Raw genomic sequence first — 22,295 nt, forward strand, 5'->3', positions numbered from 1 at the left:
TTCTTTTGGGATCTAGAGAATTTTGTCGCGGGACCGCATTGGGCGGTCGGCGGGGAACATGAGGGAGCTGGCGTCGAGACCGAGGTCAACGAGGAGTTTTAGCTGCGTAAACGCTGCCGAGTATCCCTCGAGCACCGGGACGTCCCATCCGCGTTCCAAGAGGCCAGCCTTGACGAAGGGCTGCAGCCAAAATGTCCCGGAGCAACCGAAGGTGATGACCTGCGCCCCGTCTTCGAGAATCGCCGCCTCGGCGGCATCGACTGCCGCCTTCACCGCTGAGGAGTCTTCGCCACGGAGCGCGCGAGCCTTGTGTACGGGCAGCGAGTCGGCCTGATCGTCATAACCGGGACGGCCCAAGGGGTAAGGGATTAACCGCATCGAGGCAAACCGGTTCTCCATACCTGCCTGGGTCACCAGGTTCCGGTAATACATGGCGTGGCTCTCGGCAAGGTCGATGATAGAGAACTTCTGGCCCACCATTGATGCCACTTGGAATTGGGCGGTGGCGCACGACGTCACGGGGATGTTGTAGCGTTTGCCGATCTCCCTGGCTTCCAGGGCGCCGGGTTCGCCGCCTCCAAGCAGCATGATGCCGTTGTAGCGCCCGGACTCGCACGCCTCCTTAACGATCGCCAATCGCGCTGCTGCGACCAGCGCAAATTCCTCCCGGTTTTCCACGGGCCAGTCGCCATACGGCGCCCTCGGACCCGGATGGAAATCCCAGTCCACACCCTCGAGATAGCGGCCAAGGCCCAGATTCTCGTAGTTCATCAGCAGCTGTTCCTTCTCACCTTCGACAGTCCAGGTAAGAAATTCACTCTCGCTGTCGATGGCGAATGGCTGAATGAAGACAAAACGGTACTTTGACTGGCTCATGAGTTCACCGACGCCAACGTCGTAGCCAAGTGCACGGACTTCACGCCCCAGCAGGGCAAGTTGGACGGGGTGACGAGGTCGACCCCGTATTTGGTGTTTTGGCTGTTCGCCACGCGTGCTCCTCTTCATTAAGGGCCAGGGATTCAGAAAGAAACTGACGGTCTGCACTACACAGGGCAGGTGGTCAGATGACCCAGTTGACAGGCCGGGCGCGGTCCGCGTCTGGCCGTCAGGCCTCCGCGGTTGAAGCCGTCCGGCGAGTGCGTCCACAACGATAGTAATGCATTACTACACTGCCCGCTAGAGGGTTCTGTGATTACAATGCCTGTACGTTTTGATAGACCAGGCGTGGCGGTCAACCTCTCCGTCTCCATGCGTATTCGAACGCCACCTCTTCAACCCGCCCACGGGCGCATCGCCAGCGGACGGCTGGAAGCTGTGTCTGCGGCGATTATGACGCTTATTTCGACCCGGCATCAGCACTGGTGATGCATCAGAGAAAGATTCAGAGGGCCCCTGAATGACAAATACCCTGCACTTTCCGATGCCCGTAATCCCTGATCCGAAATCAGGGCCAGCACTCAGATGGGGGGTGCTGGCCCCAGGAGACATTGCAGGCAGGGTGGTGAACAGCCTCCACCGCCTAAGTCGGCAGCGGGTTATTGCCGTCGGTTCCCGATCGACTGAACGTGCAGAACAGTTCAGATCGCAGCATGGGATCGAGAGGGCCTATTCATCCTATGCTCGGCTCGTCGCTGATAAGGACGTCGACGCCGTCTACATCGCCTCGCCCCACAGCTTTCATGCGGAGCATGCCCTCCTGGCTATTGCTTCAGGAAAACATGTCCTGATCGAGAAACCGTTGGCTCGCAACGCACATGAAGCCAGGACCGTCTTCGCTGCAGGCCGCGACGCCGGAGTCCTGGTGATGGAAGCGATGTGGATGCGCTTCCTTCCTCAGGCGGCTGTAATCAAGCAACTTCTGAGGGACGGCCATTTCGGACGCATCGTAAACGTATCAGCGGACCACGGGCAATACTTCGAGTTCAATCCGAACAGTCGGCTGTTCGCCCCTTCGCTCGCGGGCGGTGCAATGCTCGACCTGGGCATCTACCCCCTTTCATTCATGCAAATGGTGCTCGGTTACACAACGCAGATCGCCGCGGTAGGAACACTTACCTCAACAGGTGTGGATGCGACCGTGAACGCCATTCTGCAGTACCGGAACGCGATGGGCGTCCTGGGGACGACCTTGGAAGCCCAATCGCCTACTACGGCCACGATCGTCGGAACTGACGCCCGACTCGAGCTCCGGGGGAGGTTCTATATGCCTACGGAAATGGGATACATCCGTCGCGACGGATGTACCCGCCACATTGGCCCGTTCGGGCTTAGGGCTGGGGACGGACGCGTGTATCAGTTCACCCACTTCGCTCAACTGGTAGCCGACCAACAGCCGGAATCGCCAATGCATCCTGCCGATGACGTGTTGGAGACACTCATGATGTCAGACAAGATCAGGGCGGTCGTTGGCGCCATTCCCCCGGAAGAGAATCCGCTGCAGCACAGTTCCGAGCGGATTGCCGCGGAAGCGGCGCGGAAGTGGCGGGAGGCCGCCGAAATTGAGGACTTTGAGCTGGCCCGCATCTTCCGGCCCGCCATCCCTGACGGGTTACTTAATGTGCTGCGCCGGCAGGTTGAAATGACGCATCCCCGGCTGTCGAAGAACGAATTGCAGGTGGTCGACGGCTACCTTCGCCGGCAGTTCTGGGCAACTGCGCTTGATCACAAGGGGAGTCTTGACTAACAAGGGGACAGGCACTTTACTGGCGTAGTAAAGGATTACTATGCCGGTCTACTGCTGGCCTGTAGCGCCTTGGCTTTCGGAGGCCGTTCTGGCTTTCCAACCTGGCGCATCCCCTCGATTGGCCATTCACGGTCGCGAAGGATGAATGAATCCGCGGCACACAACGCGAAGGACGTTTTGATGAAGTTGCTAGATACAGCCCGTGAAATCCCCACGCTCACCACACGCGAGCGTGACCGTCGGTGGAACATGTTGCGTGAGCTGATGGAAGAGAACGACGTCGATTGTCTTCTTGTTCCGCCCACTGGATTCGACGGTCCTGATACCTACATCACCAACGACTCTCCCGGATCCACAGTCATATTTCCGAGGATAGGCGAGCCCACCGCCATTCAGCGGGGAGGCTTTGTGGCCGGTGGTTGGTTGCAAGCCCACGAATGGGATGAAGAGTCGTGGGTTCGCGACATGCGATTCCACCCCGGGGTGCCCTCCATTGCGGCGATCCTTAAGGAGAAGGGCCTGGAAAAGGGCCGGATCGGAACTATCGGTGTCTTGGGTGGCACGCACCTCAATCCCCATGGTTGGACCCCGGCGCCCATGTGGGCAAAGCTTCAGGAGGCACTCCCTGACGCGGAATTCGTTGAACTTGTCGAACAGTTCGTTCTGCGGTGGATGGTGAAGAGCGACGATGAACTCGTTCTTCACCATTATGTAGCTGGCGTGGCAGAGGCCGCTTGCCAGGTGATGCTTGAAGAAACAAAGGTGGGAGCCAACGAAGCGGATATCTACGCCGCAGTCATGGGCGAAATTTATCGGCGCGGCGTAAACGCTACGCCCATGAACTTCCACAGCGGAAAAGGAAACCTGAGCTGGGCCCGTCCACGCTGGCTGGCCCGGCCTCAAAAGCCCCGCACCATCGAGAACGGTGATGTTATTCTTTCCGAACTCTTTGCAACGGTCGGCAACGTTGAAGCATCGGCGCAGATGTGTATCGGCGTTGGGGACGTCGACGAATCCTATATCCGTGCGGCGAAGATCGCCCGAGAATGCTATGAACAGGCTTTGGCAACAATGCGGCCCGGAATTCGTTTTGAGGAGCTGGCTCTGGCGATGAGTGCCCCTCTGGAGCCGGCAGGGGCCTGGCAGCTAACCCCTCAGATTCACAGCCAATCGCCCCTCCAGCTAGTCAGCAGAGTCTCCCAGGACATTGATGTCAGCATTACGAGCAAGTTCAAGGATGTGTTCGAGCGTCCCATCGATCACCCGGACGTCATTCTTAAGCCAGGGATGCTGTTTCAAGTCGAAGCAAACGCCTCGATTGGCCGTTCCCGCGTGAACATCGGCGGCAATATGTATGTAAGCGAGGACGGGTGCGTGGAACTGAACTCATTGCCGACCGAGATGCGGTTCGTGCACGCCTGACAGCAAGTCCCTGCTGAAATAGGTGGCACCCTGGAGTTCAGATCAATGTGCCTCTCATGATGGCACGCAGCGGTTGGTCGATCCCGCCAGTATTTTTGGCTGCGCGCTCCAGAGTTGCACGTCCCCAGAACGTCGTAATCATGCAAGTCCCGGAGCACACATCCCACGCGCGTGCCCTAGTCCGGTGCAAGGCATCAGGCTGGGTGACAGCACCCTTCCGGATCGGCAACGCATCGACACCCTTCCCCCACTACTTTAGGAGCCTCTTTGATCTCCATTCCAGATTCCTCCCACGCAGCCCCGGCCACGTTCGGGGTGGCCATGGTCGGTTATGCCTTTATGGGTAAGGCGCATTCGAACGCGTGGCGGAATGTGGCCAGCTTTTTTGATGTACCGGCCTTTGAACAGAAGGTCCTCGTTGGGCGGCATGCGGAGCACGTGGCTGAAGCTGCGGACAGGTATGGGTGGGCAGAGTCTGCCACGGACTGGCGGTCGGTGATAGCCCGGGATGACATTCATGTGGTCGATATTTGTGCCCCGGGGTGGATGCATGCCGAGATTGCCATCGCGGCGCTTGAGGCTGGTAAACACGTGCTGGTTGAAAAACCGCTCGCGAACACTGTTGCCGAGGCAGAAGCGATGACTGCCGTGGCTGCGAGGGCACGTTCCCGGGGTGTGCAGTCGATGATCGGGTTTAATTACCGCCGGATCCCGGCCCTCGCGCTGGCCAAAGAGCTGATCGCTGAGGGCCGGCTCGGTACCGTCCGCCATGTCCGGGCCGCGTATTTGCAGGACTGGCTTGCCGACGCCGGGTCACCGATGACGTGGCGGTTGCGGAAGGAATCTGCCGGTTCTGGGGCCCTTGGTGATATCGCCAGCCACGCTATTGACCAGATCCAGTACCTTACGGGTGGAAGGGTTGCAGAAGTAACTGGAACGCTGAGAACGTTTGTCACGGAACGGCCGGGCCCGAGGGGTCCGGAAAAAGTCACGGTGGATGACGCTGTATGGGCAACGCTGGGTCTGACGGGTAACATCGGCGCTTCCATAGAGGCGTCCCGCGTGGCGACCGGTCAGAAGAACTCTCTGCAGATCGAGGTTTATGGCACGAAGGGAGCACTTACGTTCGATCTGGAGAATCTGAACGAGCTGGATTTCCTGGACGCCACCGTGCCCGTCCGGGAGCAGGGCTTCCGCAGGATCCTGGTCAATGAACCCGAACATCCCTACCTGGCGGCGTGGTGGCCGCAGGGCCACATCATCGGCTGGGAACACACATTCACGCATCAAATCCGGGACTTCCTGACCGCCATCGGCTCAGGCAAGGCACCGTCGCCCTCGTTCGAAGACGGCCTGCAGATCCAACGTGTCCTGAGCGCGATCGAAACCTCGGCCGCTGACAGGAGTTCCCTTACGCCCGTTGACACGCCCGTTTTCGCTACTCGAGGAGCCTGACCATGTCCCGCCCGTTTACCCTGTTCACCGGCCAGTGGGCCGACCTGCCCTTCGAAGAAGTCGCACGCCTGGCCTCCGGCTGGGGCTACGACGGCCTCGAAATCGCCGCGTCCGGCGACCACCTCGACGCCTGGCGCTGGGACGAACCCGGCTACATCGACTCCAAACTCGCAATCCTCGACAAATACAACCTCAAAGTCTGGGCCATCTCCAACCACCTCACCGGCCAGGCCGTCTGCGATGACCCCATCGACTTCCGCCACCAGGCCATCGTCCGCTCCAAGGTCTGGGGCGACGGCGACCCCGAAGGCGTCCGCCAACGCGCCGCCGAGGAAATGAAACACACCGCCCGGCTCGCCAAAGCCCTCGGCGTGGACACCGTCGTCGGCTTCACCGGCTCCGCCATCTGGCAATACGTCGCCATGTTCCCGCCCGTCCCCGAAAAAGTCATCGACGCCGGCTACCAGGACTTCGCCGACCGCTGGAACCCCATCCTGGACGTCTTCGACGAAAACGGCGTCCGCTTCGCCCACGAAGTCCACCCCTCCGAAATCGCCTACGACTACTGGACCACCGTCCGCACCCTCGAAGCCATCGGCCACCGCGAAGCGTTCGGCCTGAACTGGGACCCCTCCCACATGATGTGGCAGGGCATCGACCCCGTCTCCTTCATCTGGGACTTCAAGGACCGGATCTACCACGTGGACTGCAAGGACACCAAGATCCGCCAGACCGGACGCAACACCGTCCTCGGCTCCCACCTGCCCTGGGGCGACCCCCGCCGCGGCTGGGACTTCGTCTCCGCCGGCCGCGGCGACGTCCCCTGGGAAGCCTCCTTCCGCGCACTCGCCGCCATCGGCTACAACGGCCCCATCAGCATCGAATGGGAAGACGCCGGCATGGACCGCCTCCACGGCGCCCCCGAAGCCCTCGCAGCCCTCAAGAAATACGACTTCCCCGCCTCCCAAACCAGCTTCGACGCCGCCTTCAGTTCTAAGGACTGAACCGGTGCGCAGGCGTGCGTCCAGGCGACGGGCCGAAATGGTCCTGCGGCGGTATACGAGCTGGTTCCATGCATCTTCTGGGCACACGCCTGGACCAGCGCTGACGGGATCGACATCGCAGTCGCTACCGGCTCCCCCGTCGAAGTAGCTGTCAGCGATGCTCGGCATGTTAACTGCCGCATGAGCGGGGCCACGAGCCGAACAGCAGAGAAATACTCGGTCACCCCAGCGACTGAGAAAAGTGCCTATGCCTTTGAAGTTCCATCTGTAGCCTTCGTTGGGCCAAAGTTGCAGCGCGGCTTCGGCCAGCCACCGTTCAAAAGCATCTTGACTAGCCATGGACAGCGACGTACGCTACATCACAGTAAAGCATTACTATAGCTTTCCTTAGCATGACCAATCGCCCTGTCTCCGCGACGCGCGGAAGGGCAACCCCATCAACGGAGATAAGGGATACAACCCATGAATCGTGCAAAGTTTCGAATGCTGCGCTCGGCCCTTGCCGTAGGCGTAGTGGCCATGTTGGCCACTGCCTGCGGGGGCGGCGGAGCAACGAGTCCCGCAGGCAGTGGTAAGGGCGGCGATGTAGTGGCACAGGCCAAATCAGAAGGTGAAACGGCTTCGAAGAATTTCACGCCCGCTCTCAAAGATTTGATCGAGAAAGCCAAAGCCGAGGGAACGGCAAATTTGTTCGTCGGCTCCGCTAAATACACGGCCGACCAGCAGGCTATGCTTTCCCAGGCCGTAAGCGCGTACTTCGGTATTGACCTGAAGGTGCAGACACAGTCACTCGGATCTTGGCCCGATGCTTATCAGCAAGTCTCCCAGAGCCTCAAGGCAGGGGCGACTCCGCAGATCGACCTTTGGGTTGCCTCGATGGACTTCAATTCCCAGCTGGGACAGAACGGTCAGGCGGCATCAGTGGACTGGGCAGCCCTGGGCGCGCCCGCAGACGACATCCTCAAAGTTCCCGGCGCTGACTCGCTGTACATTCAGGATTCGGTTCGAGCCATTATTTACAACACGAATCTGGTTAAGAAGGAAGACGTCCCGAAGTCGTGGGAGGACTTGTACGATCCCAAGTACACCGGCAAAATCGCCTCCGTTCCGCTTCCCACGATGTGGCCGGCAGTCGGCCTCGCCACCGGACAGCAGCAGGCTGTGGACATGGTCACAAAGCTTGTCAAGGATCAGAAGATGGCCCTTCTGCCCTCGTTGAGCCAAGTTCAGCAGGGTGTCGCTGACGGGCAGTACTCCATCGGTATCGGCCTTATTTCTGAGCCCCTCCGCGGAAAGGGCGCGCCCATTGCTTCCGCGCACGTGAAGACGGGCGTGATTCCCGCAGGCGCCGTACCACTCAAATCCGCTCCGCATCCTGCGGCGGCGACCTTGCTGGCGTACTTCCTGACGCAAGCCAAAGCCGGACAGGCAGCTGCTTTCCAGGTTCTGACGTGGGTCAAACACACCAACGAGGGCACCGAGGCCTATGAAATTGCCAATGATGCAGGAGTGGTGGTCGCGCCGGTGGATTTCCAAACCACAGTTGTTCCGGAATGGGTCCCGAAATTCTCCAAGGCTCTTGGACTCAGCTGATCGACAGACGACATCAAGGTTAGGCGTGGGAGGAACCCATGACAAAGACAAGTGAACGCCAAAAAGTCCTGGACGTAGCGCCGGTAGGAATCCCTGACGAGTCTGGCCGCCCAACGGCGAGCAACTCATCGAAACTGCGGCTGCCAGACTTTCGCCTCGGCGTTGTGGGCTTCTTCGTGCTGGTTGGTGTTGCCCTTGTTTCGCTGCAACTGATCGTTCTGATCATCGCTGCCTTCAACGGAACATCGCTTTTCGAAGGCTTCGAAGCAACACTGAACAACTTTTCTGATGTTTTCCTGAATCCGCTCTTCCTGCCAACTATGGGGAACACGCTTCTACTTGGCGCCGGAAGTATCGTATTTATGCTTCTCTTCGCAGTGCCGTTCGCCTGGCTGTATGCGCGTACGGCACTGCGGGGCAGAAGCCTGCTGCTCGTTCTGGTTACTCTTCCGGTGGCCATGCCTGGGTTCATCGTAGCGATCGGCTATACCTACTGGCTCAATTCCGCCAATGGTCTTGCCAACCTGCTGGCGCGGGACTGGTTCGGAATTCAGGGGCCCGTGTTTGACGTATCAGACATGTTCTGGATGGTCTTTCTTCAAGGAACTATCCTTTCCACTCCGGCATTTTTCATGCTGGTGCCCAGTTTTGAAGCCATGGACGGCCGGCTGGAGGAGGCTGCTCAAGTTAGCGGTCTGAGCAGATTGTCCACGACACTGCACATCTCGCTACCTTTGATTTCCCCGGCGATCATCGCGACCGCCATCTTCTACTTTATCGCAGCCATTGAAATGTTCGACTTTGCTGCCGTCCTCGGCCTCCCTGTACAGCGGTTCGTCCTATCAACCTGGCTGTACGCTCTCGTTCAGCCCGCCAGTGGGGCGCCGCAATACGGACAGGCTGCAGCGCTTGGCATGTTTGCCATTCTGATCATCAGTGTCCTGATGGTCCTCTATCTGAGGGCCATGCGGCGGGCGAAGCGGAATATCCTGGTTACCGGAAAACCCGCCCAGCAGCTGCGCATCCCGCTGTCAAGGAAGGCTCAGATTGGCGCGTGGGCATTCATTGGCATTTACATTCTGCTGACAATTGTTCTGCCTGTCCTTTCTCTCCTGTGGTCCTCGGTGCTTTCCTACTTCCAGGCTCCCTCGCCGGCAGCGTTTGCAGCCATGAACTTCGACGCCTACAAGCAAGCCTTCGCAGAGATAGCCCCGATCCTCGGAAACACGCTTGCCGTCGTCGTCGCAGTGCCAACCGTAGCTGTGTTGATCGCTGCCAGCACAGCTCTCGTGGTAACCCGGACGAAGTCGCGTGCAGGGAAGATCCTCGACGGGGGAATCATGATTTCAGTGGCAATACCGGCGATCGTCGGCACGGTTTCCTTCCTCTACGTTGGACTATTGATTTACAAGGTTGTCCCCATTTACACGACAATTTGGATCCTGGTCCTTGCTATCGTTGCCCGGCAAATCCCGTGGGCCAACAGGACAATCTCGTCATCAATGGTCCAAATTGCGCCAGAACTTGAAGAAGCAGCATCGACTTCAGGCATTTCCAAAGGGCGAACATTCAGCTCCATTGTGATTCCGTTGGTCAAACCGGCACTGATGTTCTCGTGGTTCTGGGTTGCACTCCTGGCTATGCGCGACTTGACGGTTCCGGCAATGCTGAGCACCGACAGTACCCAGCTACTTTCGACAACGATCTTCAAGTTCAGCGAAGCAGGGCAGCGAACGCTGTCCTCTGCAATCGGCGTGATCCTGTTGGTCGCCATAGCCATCGTCGTCACTATTTTTGAAATAGTCGTGCGGCGCTCCGATCGTCAATCAAAATAAGAAACTGCCAGAATGCGGAGGGCCTTCCATTTACGGGTCACCCCCCTTCGAACAGCAGATAATGTGAGGTCAGGAAATGACTCAAAATATGATCGAAATTGAAAACTTAACAAAGTCATTTTTCCTGCGGAAGCGGGGAAAGATAACGCGCCAGGTTGACGCCATGAAGGATGTTAACCTTTCAATAAAAGAGGGTGAATTCTTCGTTCTGCTTGGTGCGTCCGGATCGGGGAAGACTACGACCCTTCGGTGCGTGGCAGGGCTGGAAACGGCGACGTCGGGCAATATTCGGATCAACAATACATCCGTTTATTCGTCAAGCTCACGACAAGACGTTCCGCCTCAGCAACGGCCGATCGCGATGGTCTTTCAGTCCTACGCTCTGTGGCCCCATCTCGACGTCAGGGGAAACATCGAGTTTGCCCTGCGTAAGGGAGCACGGCGCCCCGACCCCAAGGTCATCAAGTCGCGGGTCGATGAGGTGCTGCAGTTGCTCAACCTCCAGGAGCAGGAGCAGCGGCCCGTCGCCCAGCTGTCGGGCGGCCAACAGCAGCGTGTGGCCTTGGCCCGGGCCCTCGCTCTCGAGCCCAGAGTGCTGCTCATGGACGAGCCGTTGTCCAATCTGGACATGAAGCTTCGGGCAAAGCTTCGGGTGGACTTGAAGCGCATCACAAGCAGCCTGGGAATCACAACCCTTTACGTCACTCATGACCAGTCCGAGGCCTTGGCGATGGCTGATCGAGTGGCGGTAATGGATCAGGGCCGCGTTATCCAGGTCGGAACCCCCACTGAAATTTACGGACGTCCCAACAGCACCTTCGTTGGCCAATTCCTTGGTGAGATGAACGTCATCCAGGGAGAACTACTCACCCCTCCAAGCAAAGAATCAACGCTCGTCCAATCCTCTCTTGGTCCCGTGGAAGTAACCGGGTCCAGCTATCAAGGGGACGACAGGGAAATTGTCATAGGCATTCGTCCAGAAGACGTTCGCCCTGCCACGGAGGCGGGCAAGAACACTTGCCGGGCAACTGTGAAGGCGAGGTCCTACCTTGGCGATTGCACCGTTTGGGACCTCGATGTGAGCGGTGTCAAGGTAACGGCCAAATGGCACGGCGTAGCCTCCTTTTCTGAAGGGGACGAGATTTGGATCAGCCTTCCGCCTGAGCTCGTCCACATATTTCCTGGCGAAGGGACTACCGCCCGCATCGACGGACCGAAACGGTCCATGACAATTGATTCCCAGTCTGAAATTGCGACGCCCACGCCTATCAGCAGCGCCTTCTAGCGCACCATGCATCAGATTCCGGTAGTTCGCCCTCAGCTGGGATGACCCGACCGCCCTTTCAAGTACAGGAGCACTATGCAAAGCTCAGAGCTGCCCTCGGAAACAGATCTGGACAAATGGATGACATCCCTCTCCAACTGGAACCGATGGGGAGAAGATGACCAGTTGGGCACCCTAAATCACATCACGCCTGAACGACGCGCCGCCGCTGCTCGGCTCGTCACGGACGGTGTGACCATTGGCTGCTCGCGACTTATTTCCTATGAAACTGCTGCGGATGTCCCGCACGCGGCTGATCATTACATGACATCAAGCGGTGACGCCTACCGACCCGGAGAGGGCCCTAACCTGCAGATGGCTGCGGACTACTTCGGCCTCATCTTCCACGGAAACGGCGTCACACATCTTGATAGTCTGTCGCACTTCTTCTGGGACGGCCGGATGTACAACGGATTCCCCTCCACCCTTGTGTCAAACTCGGAAGGCGCCAAATCGCTCAGTATCGATGTCGTCCGGGACGCTATCGTCGGGCGTGCCCTTCTAGTGGATGTCCCAAGACTGCGCGGTATCGACGTCGTGCCACGCAAAGAAAGCGTCAGGCTGTCAGACATTGAAGCCGCGGAACGAGAGTGCGGATTTGAAGTCGGCCCCGGCGATATCCTCATGATCCGCACAGGACAGATAGGACACCGCAAGGTCACTGGACCACTGAATCCGCTACTCACCGGCAGTGCTGGGCCAGATCCTGAGTTACTTCCCTTCTTTCATGAACGGAGAATATCGGTTATCGCCTGCGATGGGCCGAACGAGGTTTATCCATCCCGGTACGAGAAATACACGGCGCCGATCCACCAGATTGGGATTGTTGCTATGGGCCTGTGGCTGCTGGACCACGTGGACATGGAAGAGCTTTCCAGGGCATGTGCTTCGAGGAATCGCTGGGAATTCATGATGACTGTGTCCCCACTGCGGATTTTCAATGGGACTGGATCCCCCGTCAACCCCATTGCCGTTTTTTAGTCTGATAACGCACAGGCCATAACTCGAGTCTGACGCCCCAGGACTGGCGTGCTGGTCAGCGATGCTGATGCCGCGGGTTAAAGGCGGTGCGTATGACCTGCAAACGCTTCACTATAACTGAGGACCTGGAAGAGATCCCAGAGCGCTGATGGCTGGCCCAAAGAGAGCAGCAACCAGTACTGTCCGGAAACAACCACTGAAAGCATAGATGACTTATTCAGCAGCGGATGACCGCTACGATTGCATGCCCTACCGCCGGGTCGGCCGTAGCGGCCTGAAGCTTCCGGCCATTTCCCTGGGCCTCTGGCACAACTTCGGCGATGACAAGCGTTTTGATGAACAGCGCGCAATCCTGCGCCGCGCCTTCGACCTCGGCGTGAACCACTTCGATCTCGCCAACAACTACGGCCCGCCGGACGGGTCCGCGGAGACCAACTTCGGCCGGCACCTCCGGGACGACTTCAAGCCGTACCGTGACGAGCTGGTGATCTCCACCAAGGCCGGGTTCCACATGTGGCCCGGCCCCTACGGCGAGTGGGGTTCCCGCAAGTACCTGATCTCCAGCCTGGACCAGTCGCTCCAACGGATGGGCCTGGACTATGTGGACATCTTCTACAGCCACCGGCCGGACCCCGAAACGCCGCTGGAAGAGACCATGGGTGCCCTGGACTATGCGGTCCGCTCGGGCAAGGCGCTCTACGCTGGCATCTCCTCCTACACCCCGGAGCAGACCATTGAGGCTGCCCGGATCCTAAAGGAAATGGGGACGCCACTGCTCATCCACCAACCCAGGTATTCGATGCTGAACCGCTGTACCGAAAACGGCAGCCCCAACCTGTACGAGGCCCTCGACCAGGTGGGAGCCGGATCCATAGCCTACTCACCCCTCGCTCAAGGCCTGCTCACAAACCGCTACCTGAGGGGTGTGCCTGCGGATTCCCGTGCGGCCAAGGGGGGCTTCCTGTCCGAGTCGGCGCTCACCGAAGACACTTTGACCCGCGTCCGTGGACTCAACGCAATCGCCGAGAATCGCGGCCAGACTCTTGCCCAGATGGCCATCGCCTGGATCCTTCGCCACCAGAAAAAAGGTTCGCGGGTAACCTCGGCATTGGTAGGAGCGTCGAGTGTTACACAACTCGAAGACACTCTCGGTGCCATCACGAACCTGAAATTCAGTGAGGAGGAACTGAAGGCCATCGACGAATTTGCCGTGGAACCCGACAGCACCTGAGAAGCGGCAGGTTCATCTCCAACTAGCTGACATCGGACCTGACTTGGCTCAATTGCTTAGTGCGTGACTTATGGGCTCCGGATGGCGTCGAGAATGACTTGCTGCTCGACGGCAATCCTTGGGGCGAATGTCCGGGTGGTGCCGTTGATGGTGAGCCCTGTCCGGCACTGGACAACCCGGGAACCGCAAGCGCGGCGAACGCGATGGTCTGGTGCGCCTCGTTCGCGTCGCGGGCTGCGGTGAAACAGGGGCCTGGCGCGCAGGTTGGTTTGCTCATCCTGAAGGCCTGCTCGACATCCCACAGCTCGTGGTAAATGCTGAGTGACTTCCCCTGCGGCCATGACGGTCGCAGGGATATTCGTCAGGTAACCTTTCAGGCCGGCCAGTTGCCGGGCACGCGTCAATGACGCCTTGTCGAGGCTGCGCGCCCCGCCGGAAGTCTTGACAGACCTCGGGGTCCGGGCCGCCTTCTGGCCCTCGATGACCTCGCTGGCCCAGTTCTCCCCGGCCGTGAGCGTCTTGTTGTCGTGGACGGCTCTCTTGCCGGAGTACGCCCACACGGTAGGCCAGGAGCCCGGGTGCTGCTCTGTATCCCAGACGGGTTCGGCGCAGGTCGCACCGAACTCGGCCTTCGCATGCGCCAAGCCGACGTGCTCAACGATGCGCCGCCGGCCCGGACATACTCCGCGATCTGCACTCCGGTCCCATTGGAAGCCGTCAGAACCCTCCTGATGAATGCCACACGGCGACACGAGAACAAAATCCTGTTAGTGCGTGAAAACCGCCCACCGCAAACATCACCGCAGGCCAACGACCGACGTACCTGCGAAATTGCAGCCCCTGAGCCAACTCAGGTCGGACTCTGCGGCAAGACCCGGGCTTCGTAGCCTCGGAAGCGACCGTCCATAGAGAAATCACTTCTAATCGGCCGCACACCGTCGATTCTGTCGCCGCTTGGGCCAGCCGGTGTAGGCCTCGGCGAGGTAAGCCATGCCGTGCCGGGAGGAGACCACGGAGTTGAGCTCGCCGAGCTGGCGGGCACGGGAGAAATCGTCGGCATCGGCCGGAGTGTGCAGCATGGTGGTCATCCAGTAGGAGAACTGCTGCGCCTTCCACACCCGGCCCAGGGCACGCTCGCTGTAGGTCTCAAGGAGCTTGTCCGAGCCGGAGTTGTAGTGGCTGTCCAGCCCCTCGAAGAGGACCTTGACGTCGTTGATGGCCAGGTTGAGGCCCTTGGCGCCGGTGGGCGGGACCGTGTGCGCGGCGTCGCCGGCCAGGAAGAGGTTGCCGTGGCGCATGGGAGTGTGGACGAAGCTGCGGAACGGCAGCACCATCTTTTCCAGGACCGGGCCTTCCTTGAGCTCGAAGCCGTTGCCGTTGACGCGGCTGCGGAATTCGGCCCAGATCCGGTCGTCATCCCATTCCGCCACGTTTTCCTTGGGGTCGCACTGGAAGTACATCCGCTGCACCGTTTCGGTGCGCTGGCTGATCAGGGCGAAGCCGTTGGCCGAGTTGGCGTAGATCAGTTCGTCGGAGCTGCGGGGCGCCTCGGCCAGGATGCCGAACCAGGCGAAAGGGTATTCATGGAAGTACCACTTGCGGTTGGCTTCAGGGATCTGGAACCGGCAGTGGCTGCGGGAGCCGTCCGCGCCCACCAGGAAGTCTGCCTGGATCTCGTATTCAACGCCGTCGGGGTCGGTGAACCAGACTTTCGGCTTGCCTTCCAGGTCATGGACGGTGGTGTCGGTGACGCTGTAGCGCACGTCCCCGCCGTCTTCCTTCCTGCGTGCAGCGAGGTCCAGGAACACGTCCGTCTGCGGATACAGCCAGACGGACTCCCCCACCAGGCCCTTGAAATCGATGCGGTGGCTCTCGCCGTTGAACCGCAGCTCGATGCCGTCGTGCCGGTCACCATCGCGGAGCACCCGGTCCGAGACCCCGCTGTCCACCAGCAGGTTTGCCGTCCCGTGCTCGAGGATGCCGGCACGGACGGTTTCGGAGATCTGCTTGTGACTCCTGACCTCGATCACCGTCGAATCGATCCCGCCCTTGGCCAGCAGGTGGGACAGCATCAGCCCGGCAGGGCCGGCTCCCACGATGGCTACCTGTGTGCTGATGATTGTTCGTGCCATGACTGCATCTCGCTTCGCTGCGGGGGCCCGGTGCCGGAGTGGTTCTCCAATTCCAGTGTGCGGCAGAAGGGATGACCACACTTACGGCAATTCCTTTGAATGGAAAAAGCAAAGTGACACATTCTTCCGCCAACGGGCATAGGATGACGCCGGCAACGATCAAGGAGTGGCGCTGCCCAAGGCGCCGTGTCGACCTGTCGCTAAGCGCGTCAAGAATAGGTTCGGCGAAAAGCACTGCGGGACGCCGCCAAGCCTCAGTAGTGGCTTGCCGCGAATGTCGATGAAGCCGTTTGGAGGTGGTCACGGCTGATTTTGCTCGTTGTGTCCAGACCAATTAGCTGAAGTCCTCGCTGGTACTCCATGCGCAAGATTTCAATTGCCCGCTCCACACCGCGCTCCCCACCAGCCATGAGCCCATACAAGTATGCACGCCCAGCCATCGCGGCGTCAGCGCCGGAGGCAATAGCCGCGATGACGTCCTGGCCATGCCGGATACCACCGTCAAGAATGACGGTCGCTTCGGGGCCTACTGCCTCCCTCACCGAGGGAAGGACATCCAGCGTTGCCGGGGTGCGGTCCAGCTGCCGGCCGCCGTGGTTCGAAACGATGATGCCGTCGGCTCCTGCGTCCATGACACGGACGGCATCGCGCGCGCTGAGCACGCCCTTTACCAGGAGCTTGTGCGGCCACTTTGCGCGCAACCCGGCCAGGTCTTGTTGCACTGGAGCGGCTTCTTGCCCGGATCAGATGCTCCAGGATGGCGCCGACGCTAGGAACGGTCCACCAGAGGCTTCATTTCATAGCTTGTGTTTCTCGTTTTCAGTCATCGTCACGGGAATCTGCCACTGCTCCCTGTTCAAGGGCAGCAGTAATCGCCTGCGGAGACGGCAGCGCCGCCCGTTCCTCCGGAGGAAGGGAGTCGTAGGTGTAGGAGCTAACGGCGACGGGCTGGGAGGACCCGTCGAGTGCGTACCTGACTGTCGGCTCATGCTTTGAGCCGCACACGAGTATGCCCACCGTAGGGGCCATCCCTGGGAACTTCACCAAGTCGTTGACAGCCGCCACGTAGAAATTCAACTGCCCCAGGTGCTCGGGCCTGAACTTGCCGGACTTGAGTTCCACGACAACAAAACGGTTGGTCGGCACATGTACCAGGAGAAGGTCGATGTAGAAGTCCTCACCTTCTACATCGAGGTGGAACTGCCGGCCATAGAAGGCGAAGCCTCGGCCGAACTCAGCCAACGTCTGAGACATCCGCTGGGTCATGGCCTCCTCCATGGCCAGTTCTTCGACTTCCTTGGTTAAGCCCAGGAAGTCGAAGACCAAGGGATCCTTGGCAACACTGCGTGCCAAGGCCGCCCCATCTTCGGACAGGCGTTCTTCAAGGTTGTTCGGTGCAGCACCAGCCCTGCGATGAAGTCCAGTCGTGATCTGGTGCTCAAGGACTTCAAGCCTCCAGTTGTACTCGCCTGCGCGTTCCGCATACCAATTGCGGATTTCGGGGTCCTTCAGTTTGAGCAGTTCGATGATGTGCCCCCACGGCAGGCCACCAACCCGAGCCTTGTCCTCGGGGTCGGACAAGTCCCAGGCCGTTGCGAATGCGCGCATATAGAAGAGGTTTGAACGTGAGAATCCACGCATGTGAGGAAACGCTGATTTCAGATCTGTTGCCAATCGCTGCAGCATCTTGGTCCCCCAGGGCTGGGCCGCCTGTCGTTCCAGGATCGTGGATCCTATCTCCCAGTACATCTGGACCATGGCATTGCTTGCGGCCTGCTGAGCACGCGACTGTGCGGAGCTGACGAGTTCCTTGAGGGAAACGAGGATGCCGGCATAGCCGTTGGGCAGTTCAGGTTCTATCTGGGGCACGCCCCCACCTTAGTCGTTGGCGCAGACAGGGACCTCGGCACGGCCGACCCCTAAATAGTCCAAAGAACTTTGGACAATTCGGAACTCACTCCTACGTGGCTTCCAATCTGGAAGTAAATAGTCCAGAGAACTTTGGACAGTTGGGCGCCAGACGGAGGATCAGCCGGCTTTGACACACCGAGTCCGGCCCACCATGGGTTCGGCGCACGGCGGGCTGCTCTCTCTTAGACGAGGTCTGCACTTGTCCCACAGCCTGTGGGACAAGTGCAGGGTCGGATGGGAGGGGTTACCTGCTCAGGCCGCTCTTCCCTCGTTCCGCCCCCATTGATTTGCCGGGGCGGGTCTTCCTTGCCTTGGCGACCCCCCTGTCCGCAGTTACGGCGGCACTGGGGTGGGTGCCTTCGCTGCGTGCGGCAGTGAGCCGCCCGCGGATCTGGGCTGCATTGGCGCCGGTGTTCTCGAGGGATTCAGCGAATTTTGCGTGGTGTTCGGCTGAGCCGTAGCCGGCGGCTGATGCGGTTTCTGCTTTGAGTCCCTGATCGGTAAGGCTGCTGTGGTTGCCGGTGACGCGGTTTTCGATTTCGCGGCCGACGCCTTCGAGGCGGGCGAAGAGTTCCTTTTCGGCCCGTTCATACCGCTGCTCCACTGACGCCACTTGCGAGCCTGTGAAGCCGCCCTCGGCCAGGAGCTTGGCTTCGTGCATCTCCTTGGCCGCTTTCACGAACATGGGGTCCTGGAAGTGCGTATCGCCGGCTCCGTTGATGCTCGCGGCGGTTTCCTTGCGCAGCTGCTCAATGTCGGGGCCGTTGATGCCGTCCTTGCCGATGAGGAACAGACGCTCTTTGATCTCATCGTCTGCAACCGCAGTCGCTTTGGGCGTTTTCGCGTTGTGGGCGCGCTGCAGGGCCTGTGCCAGTTCGGGGTTTGCCAGGTACTCCACGGGTACCTGGTGGCGCTCCATTTCCGGTGCCAGCTTCGTGGCCTGGGCCCGCAGTTCCTCTGCCTGCGCGGCAGCGATCAGCTGCATGGCCTTGTCGTGTTCGGCAGCGGCTTTCCTTGCTTGTTCCTGGCTGCGTGCCAGCTCGTCCAGCCGGGCCTTTTCGGTTGCGATGGTCGCGATTCCCGATTCAAGGTAGGCGGTGTCGGTGCCGACGTCGTGTGTGTCGATGCCGTACCGGGCGAGGACTTCTTCGCGGATTTTCGCGGAGGCTTCAAGGATGGTGGGGTCGTGGTCTTTCCAGCTTTCGGCGACGGCGTGTGCCGTGGCGATGTCGGCCGGCTCTGCCTTGTCCCACCACTCGTCTTTCTGTACGGGTGCGAGGACAGCGCGGGCTGAGCTCCGTTCAGCCCTCCAGCGCGTTTGGGCTTCATGAGCCGCTTGGGAGTCCAGGTGTTCCTGCTGTCGCTGGGCTTCCTGCCGTCGGCGGGCCAGCGTCTCGGCGATGCGTGCGGCGATCATCAGGGATTGCCGCATTCCGTTGTCGAGAAAGTCGTCGATGCCGTCTGATTCACTCATGGTGTTCCCCTTGCACTAGTGGTGTGATTCTTATCGGTCGAGTCCCGGCCCGGTCTCCCGGCTCGGCTGATGGGTCTTCGCGGGTGTTGCAGGTGTCGGTGTCGTGGGGACCACGGAACCGGGACGGATCGGGGCCAGGCCGCGGCGGGCAATATCCACTGCCCTCGGTTGGACCGGCAGTTCCGGCTTCTGTCCACCTCCTACAAGGACAGGTTTGGGCATCGTCGCGGTGAACGGGGCCAGCTGGTTTTCAACCACTGACCGGATGCGCTGTGCTTCCCTGGCACGGCCGGACTGGGCGTGCATTTCATACACCGCGAAGGCGGTGTTGATCAGCTGCACCATGAGTGCCGTCTGCGCGGCCGTCTTGTTCTTGCTTGACGCTGCCATGAACAGCATGGCCGTGCCGGCGATGGAGGGCAGGGCGACGGGTTTGCCGTGCTGTCTTGGGGCGCGGAGCTGGGCTGTGCGGGACAGTTCCGCGGCGGTGGCGGCGAGCGGGCCGGGGGTCGGCTCCAGCCGGTAGGACCAGGCCGCGAAGGCACCGGAAACCTCCCGGGCTGCCTTGGCCCAGGCTGCGTGATCATCGCGCGGGATCTTGCGCAGTTCATCAGCCAAAGCGGTGGCATTGCGGGTGTATTCCACCCAAACGTCTGCTGCCGGCGCCGTTCTCTCGGGGCCGGTCTTGTGTACCTTGCGCTTGTTGCGCGCAGCGGCATTCCACTCCGCCGCTGCCTCGGTCGCACCCTGCGGGCTGTCGGCCCAGTGCTGCCGGAGCTGACCGAGACCCAGGTCGCTTGCCAGGGAACTGCCGCCGAACCACACGGGCTTCTGTCCCGGCTTCGGACGCTCAGCTGCCGCGTATCCGGTAATCACATCGGTGGTGTTCTTCGCATACCTCGGACGGACCAGGAGGCCGGTGTCCCTGGCCCGGCGGACGAACTCAGCTTCGGTGGCTGAAGCTGTGGCGCAGGCCCTGACCTTGCGGGAGATCGAGGCGCGGTGCATCTCGCGTTCGTCGCGGATGGCGGTGGCCTTCTCGGCCCGGTCGTAACCGCGGGTGGCATGGACGCTGGAGAGTTCCTCGAGCCCGTACTTGGTTTCCAGTTCCCGGCAGGTTTGCTGGGCCCGTTTGTAGTCACCGTGGGTGGACGCTTTGGTGCCGTCCTCACGGACAAGGGACACGGCAATGTGGATGTGGTGGTTGCCGTTCTCACTCGTGCCGTGGTTGATCGCAACCCACCGGCACTGGGCTTTTCCGCTGGCCTCGGTGAAACCCATCGCGTCCACGAAGTCGTTCGCGATGTCACCCCACTGCTGATCCGTTAGGGCGCCCTCTTCAGCGCGGAGACTCAGCGAGCAGTGCCACACATCGGCGTGCTTGTGCCCGTTCGGTACGCGTTCCTTCTTGACCGGATCCCAGCGGAAATCCTTCTGCAGCACCTCAACACCGAAAGCTTTGCGGGGTTGGTCCAGGTGCTTCGCGATCGCCGCCGCGTCCTCTTTGTCCAAGACGCCGTCGTCGTACCACGCCATGATCGCCGCGTCCCCCGCGACCAGGTGCGGGTCGGTATGCGCGTTCTTCGTCTTATCCGTGTCCGTGGAGGCCAGGTACAGCATGAGCCCGGACATCCTGGATCCACGGGTGATGTTCGGAATCATCCCTACATCAGCCCCTCAATCGTCCGGTCAATCCGCACCGCAACCTCGCGCACATAGGCCAGTGCCGCCTTGGCGTCCTGGGGAAACTCGTCGCCGGCGTTCGCGTGCCGGGCGATCTGGTTCACGTTGTTCGACACCCGCGCCAACAACGTATGGATCGCCATCAGCTCAGCCATCGCCGCCCGCCGCTCCGTCGGAGTCTCCGAGCCTTCCGACAACGCAGCGCTCAGCAGCAGGTTCGGGACAGTGACCTTCTGCCGGGCAGCCTTCGCAACCAGGGCCGCCTCTTCCTCCGCGGTCACCCACACATCACGTCGCTTCTTCGTCCCCGCCGGCGAATTCGCGCGCCGCCGCTTCGAAAGCCGGGACACTGGGGAACGCTTCTCATCTTCTTCAGACACGCACTCCCCCAATCCCTCGAACGACACAGCACTCCAGCCCAGCGCAGCGAACCCGAAACCGGGGACCACACAAGCCAGTGTGCCAAGCAAACAACCACCGGGCCGTGAGCGACACACCATTTACGCCCGTGTAAATGTATAGCTTGCTCCGGCGAAGTGACCTCAGGCCCTTTTAGCGGCTCACACCCTTGGCCGGGCCGCGAATTGGACCGCCGCTGCGCGTCGCTCCAACACAATCGGCTTGCCTTGTGGTTACGGTGGGATCATGCCGACCATCGATATTGAACAGACCCGCAACCAGGCCCGCGCCCTGCTGGATTCGCGCATCGAGTCCGTCACGAACCTGGTCAAGACCAGGCAACGCATCACCGACCTGCGCGAGCAGCTCGCGGACGCCGAGCGTGAGGACAAACGTGCCTACGTTCGCGCCACCAAGGACGGGTGGAGTCCCGAGGAACTGAAGAAGCTCGGGCTCGAATCCGGGGCCGCAGCGCGGCGACGGAAGCCGGCCACCACGCGCACTGCAGACGACAGCACGCCATCCTCCAATGGTGGGGAAATCGGGTCGGAGTAAGCCTGCCCCTCGCCCACCTGGGCACGGCAAAAGCTATACCCTTTGGGCTTTTCCCGCACACAGGTGGACGACGGGACCCACCGGACCGGCTGCACACAGACGCCGGCTCACCACCCGCACGAACGTCACCGCCGGGGCCGGCGTATGTGCACAGCCTCGACGGTCGCGGGGTGCCAGCGGCAGCCTTCCCCATGGTCAAAGGCCGCCGCTGCCGGCGCACCTTGAAGAGCGCTCGGGTTTTCTTCAGCAGGGACGACACGGGACTACACAGCGCCTCATCCTGGGGCGGACACGGAACCACTCCCAGGTGCTGGCTTCTAAAGCACAGGGGGGCTTCGCGGGCGGTACAGGGCGGTGACAACCACAAGCTGCAGGGCGGCGCTAATCACCACCAGCTTCCGCAGGTCCGCGTGATCCAAGCAATGGCACCAGCAGCAGCAAAAGAGTGACAAACCAGTCAACCTGACCGGCAAACAAGGAAGGCCGACACCCGTCAGTGAACTGCTCCCCGAAAGTTGGACTGAGAAATCGGTCCTTCTATCGGGGAGCAGTTTTATGCAGGAGAGTAGTTCGTTATCTGATGAACAGCGCGAGACCGCGGTAGCGTTGTTCG

Annotated in this window: 17 protein-coding genes; 10 read left to right on the forward strand and 7 right to left on the reverse strand. The window is 60.5% G+C overall.

The features are described from left to right. Positions 1-12 precede the first annotated feature (12 nt). Positions 13-876, reverse strand: coding sequence for an aspartate/glutamate racemase family protein (locus K4G53_RS12275; RefSeq protein WP_221385990.1), 864 nt, complete (start codon positions 874-876; stop codon positions 13-15). Positions 877-1,420: 544 nt separating this feature from the next. Here K4G53_RS12275 and K4G53_RS12280 point away from each other — a divergent pair. The 9 genes from K4G53_RS12280 to mgrA all read left to right on the forward strand — a co-directional run bounded on the left by K4G53_RS12280 (position 1,421) and on the right by mgrA (position 13,528). Continuing rightward, on the forward strand, positions 1,421-2,683 hold the full coding sequence (locus K4G53_RS12280; RefSeq protein WP_260323581.1) for a Gfo/Idh/MocA family protein: 1,263 nt from the start codon (positions 1,421-1,423) through the stop codon (positions 2,681-2,683). 180 nt (positions 2,684-2,863) lie between these two features. Further along, positions 2,864-4,105: an aminopeptidase P family protein gene (locus K4G53_RS12285; RefSeq protein ID WP_221385992.1), complete on the forward strand. Its 1,242-nt coding sequence runs from the start codon at positions 2,864-2,866 to the stop codon at positions 4,103-4,105. 321 nt (positions 4,106-4,426) lie between these two features. Then, positions 4,427-5,560, forward strand: coding sequence for a Gfo/Idh/MocA family protein (locus K4G53_RS12290; RefSeq protein WP_221386007.1), 1,134 nt, complete (start codon positions 4,427-4,429; stop codon positions 5,558-5,560). 2 nt (positions 5,561-5,562) lie between these two features. Then, positions 5,563-6,564, forward strand: a complete 1,002-nt coding sequence (locus tag K4G53_RS12295) for a sugar phosphate isomerase/epimerase (RefSeq protein ID WP_221385993.1) — start codon at positions 5,563-5,565, stop codon at positions 6,562-6,564. A gap of 462 nt (positions 6,565-7,026) precedes the next feature. After that, positions 7,027-8,157, forward strand: a complete 1,131-nt coding sequence (locus K4G53_RS12300; protein ID WP_221385994.1) for an ABC transporter substrate-binding protein — start codon at positions 7,027-7,029, stop codon at positions 8,155-8,157. A 38-nt stretch (positions 8,158-8,195) separates the two neighbouring features. Then, complete coding sequence (locus tag K4G53_RS12305) at positions 8,196-9,992, forward strand: iron ABC transporter permease (protein ID WP_221385995.1); 1,797 nt, start codon at positions 8,196-8,198, stop codon at positions 9,990-9,992. Positions 9,993-10,080: 88 nt separating this feature from the next. Beyond that, positions 10,081-11,277, forward strand: a complete 1,197-nt coding sequence (locus K4G53_RS12310; RefSeq protein ID WP_221385996.1) for an ABC transporter ATP-binding protein — start codon at positions 10,081-10,083, stop codon at positions 11,275-11,277. Between the two features lie 75 nt (positions 11,278-11,352). After that, positions 11,353-12,297, forward strand: a complete 945-nt coding sequence (locus K4G53_RS12315) for a cyclase family protein (protein ID WP_221385997.1) — start codon at positions 11,353-11,355, stop codon at positions 12,295-12,297. A gap of 208 nt (positions 12,298-12,505) precedes the next feature. After that, complete coding sequence (gene mgrA, locus K4G53_RS12320; RefSeq protein ID WP_221385998.1) at positions 12,506-13,528, forward strand: L-glyceraldehyde 3-phosphate reductase; 1,023 nt, start codon at positions 12,506-12,508, stop codon at positions 13,526-13,528. Positions 13,529-14,448: 920 nt separating this feature from the next. On the opposite strand, the gene K4G53_RS12325 is transcribed toward mgrA, so the two are convergent. From K4G53_RS12325 to K4G53_RS12350, 6 genes are all read right to left on the reverse strand, one after another. Next, positions 14,449-15,660, reverse strand: coding sequence for a 4-hydroxybenzoate 3-monooxygenase (locus K4G53_RS12325; RefSeq protein ID WP_221385999.1), 1,212 nt, complete (start codon positions 15,658-15,660; stop codon positions 14,449-14,451). Positions 15,661-15,914: 254 nt separating this feature from the next. Continuing rightward, positions 15,915-16,382 (reverse strand): alpha-hydroxy acid oxidase, encoded by a 468-nt coding sequence (locus K4G53_RS12330; RefSeq protein WP_221386000.1) that lies wholly within the window; start codon positions 16,380-16,382, stop codon positions 15,915-15,917. 97 nt (positions 16,383-16,479) lie between these two features. After that, the gene (locus K4G53_RS12335) at positions 16,480-17,529 is read right to left on the reverse strand and encodes a PDDEXK nuclease domain-containing protein (protein ID WP_221386001.1); all 1,050 of its coding nucleotides are present in this window, start codon (positions 17,527-17,529) and stop codon (positions 16,480-16,482) included. Positions 17,530-17,815: 286 nt separating this feature from the next. Then, positions 17,816-19,045 carry a hypothetical protein gene (locus K4G53_RS12340; protein ID WP_221386002.1) on the reverse strand — a complete coding sequence of 410 codons (1,230 nt, stop codon included), beginning with the start codon at positions 19,043-19,045 and terminating at the stop codon, positions 17,816-17,818. Between the two features lie 30 nt (positions 19,046-19,075). Further along, a complete protein-coding gene (locus K4G53_RS12345) occupies positions 19,076-20,707 on the reverse strand; it encodes a relaxase/mobilization nuclease domain-containing protein (RefSeq protein WP_221386003.1) in 1,632 nt (543 codons plus the stop codon). A gap of 2 nt (positions 20,708-20,709) precedes the next feature. Next, the gene (locus K4G53_RS12350) at positions 20,710-21,108 is read right to left on the reverse strand and encodes a MobC family plasmid mobilization relaxosome protein (RefSeq protein ID WP_260323577.1); all 399 of its coding nucleotides are present in this window, start codon (positions 21,106-21,108) and stop codon (positions 20,710-20,712) included. A gap of 265 nt (positions 21,109-21,373) precedes the next feature. On the opposite strand from K4G53_RS12350, the gene K4G53_RS12355 reads away from it, so the two are divergent. Then, the gene (locus tag K4G53_RS12355) at positions 21,374-21,682 is read left to right on the forward strand and encodes a hypothetical protein (RefSeq protein WP_221386004.1); all 309 of its coding nucleotides are present in this window, start codon (positions 21,374-21,376) and stop codon (positions 21,680-21,682) included. Positions 21,683-22,295: the final 613 nt, after the last annotated feature.

Origin of the sequence: Arthrobacter sp. MAHUQ-56 (genome assembly GCF_019710585.1) — a bacterium.
Lineage (GTDB): Bacteria > Actinomycetota > Actinomycetes > Actinomycetales > Micrococcaceae > Arthrobacter.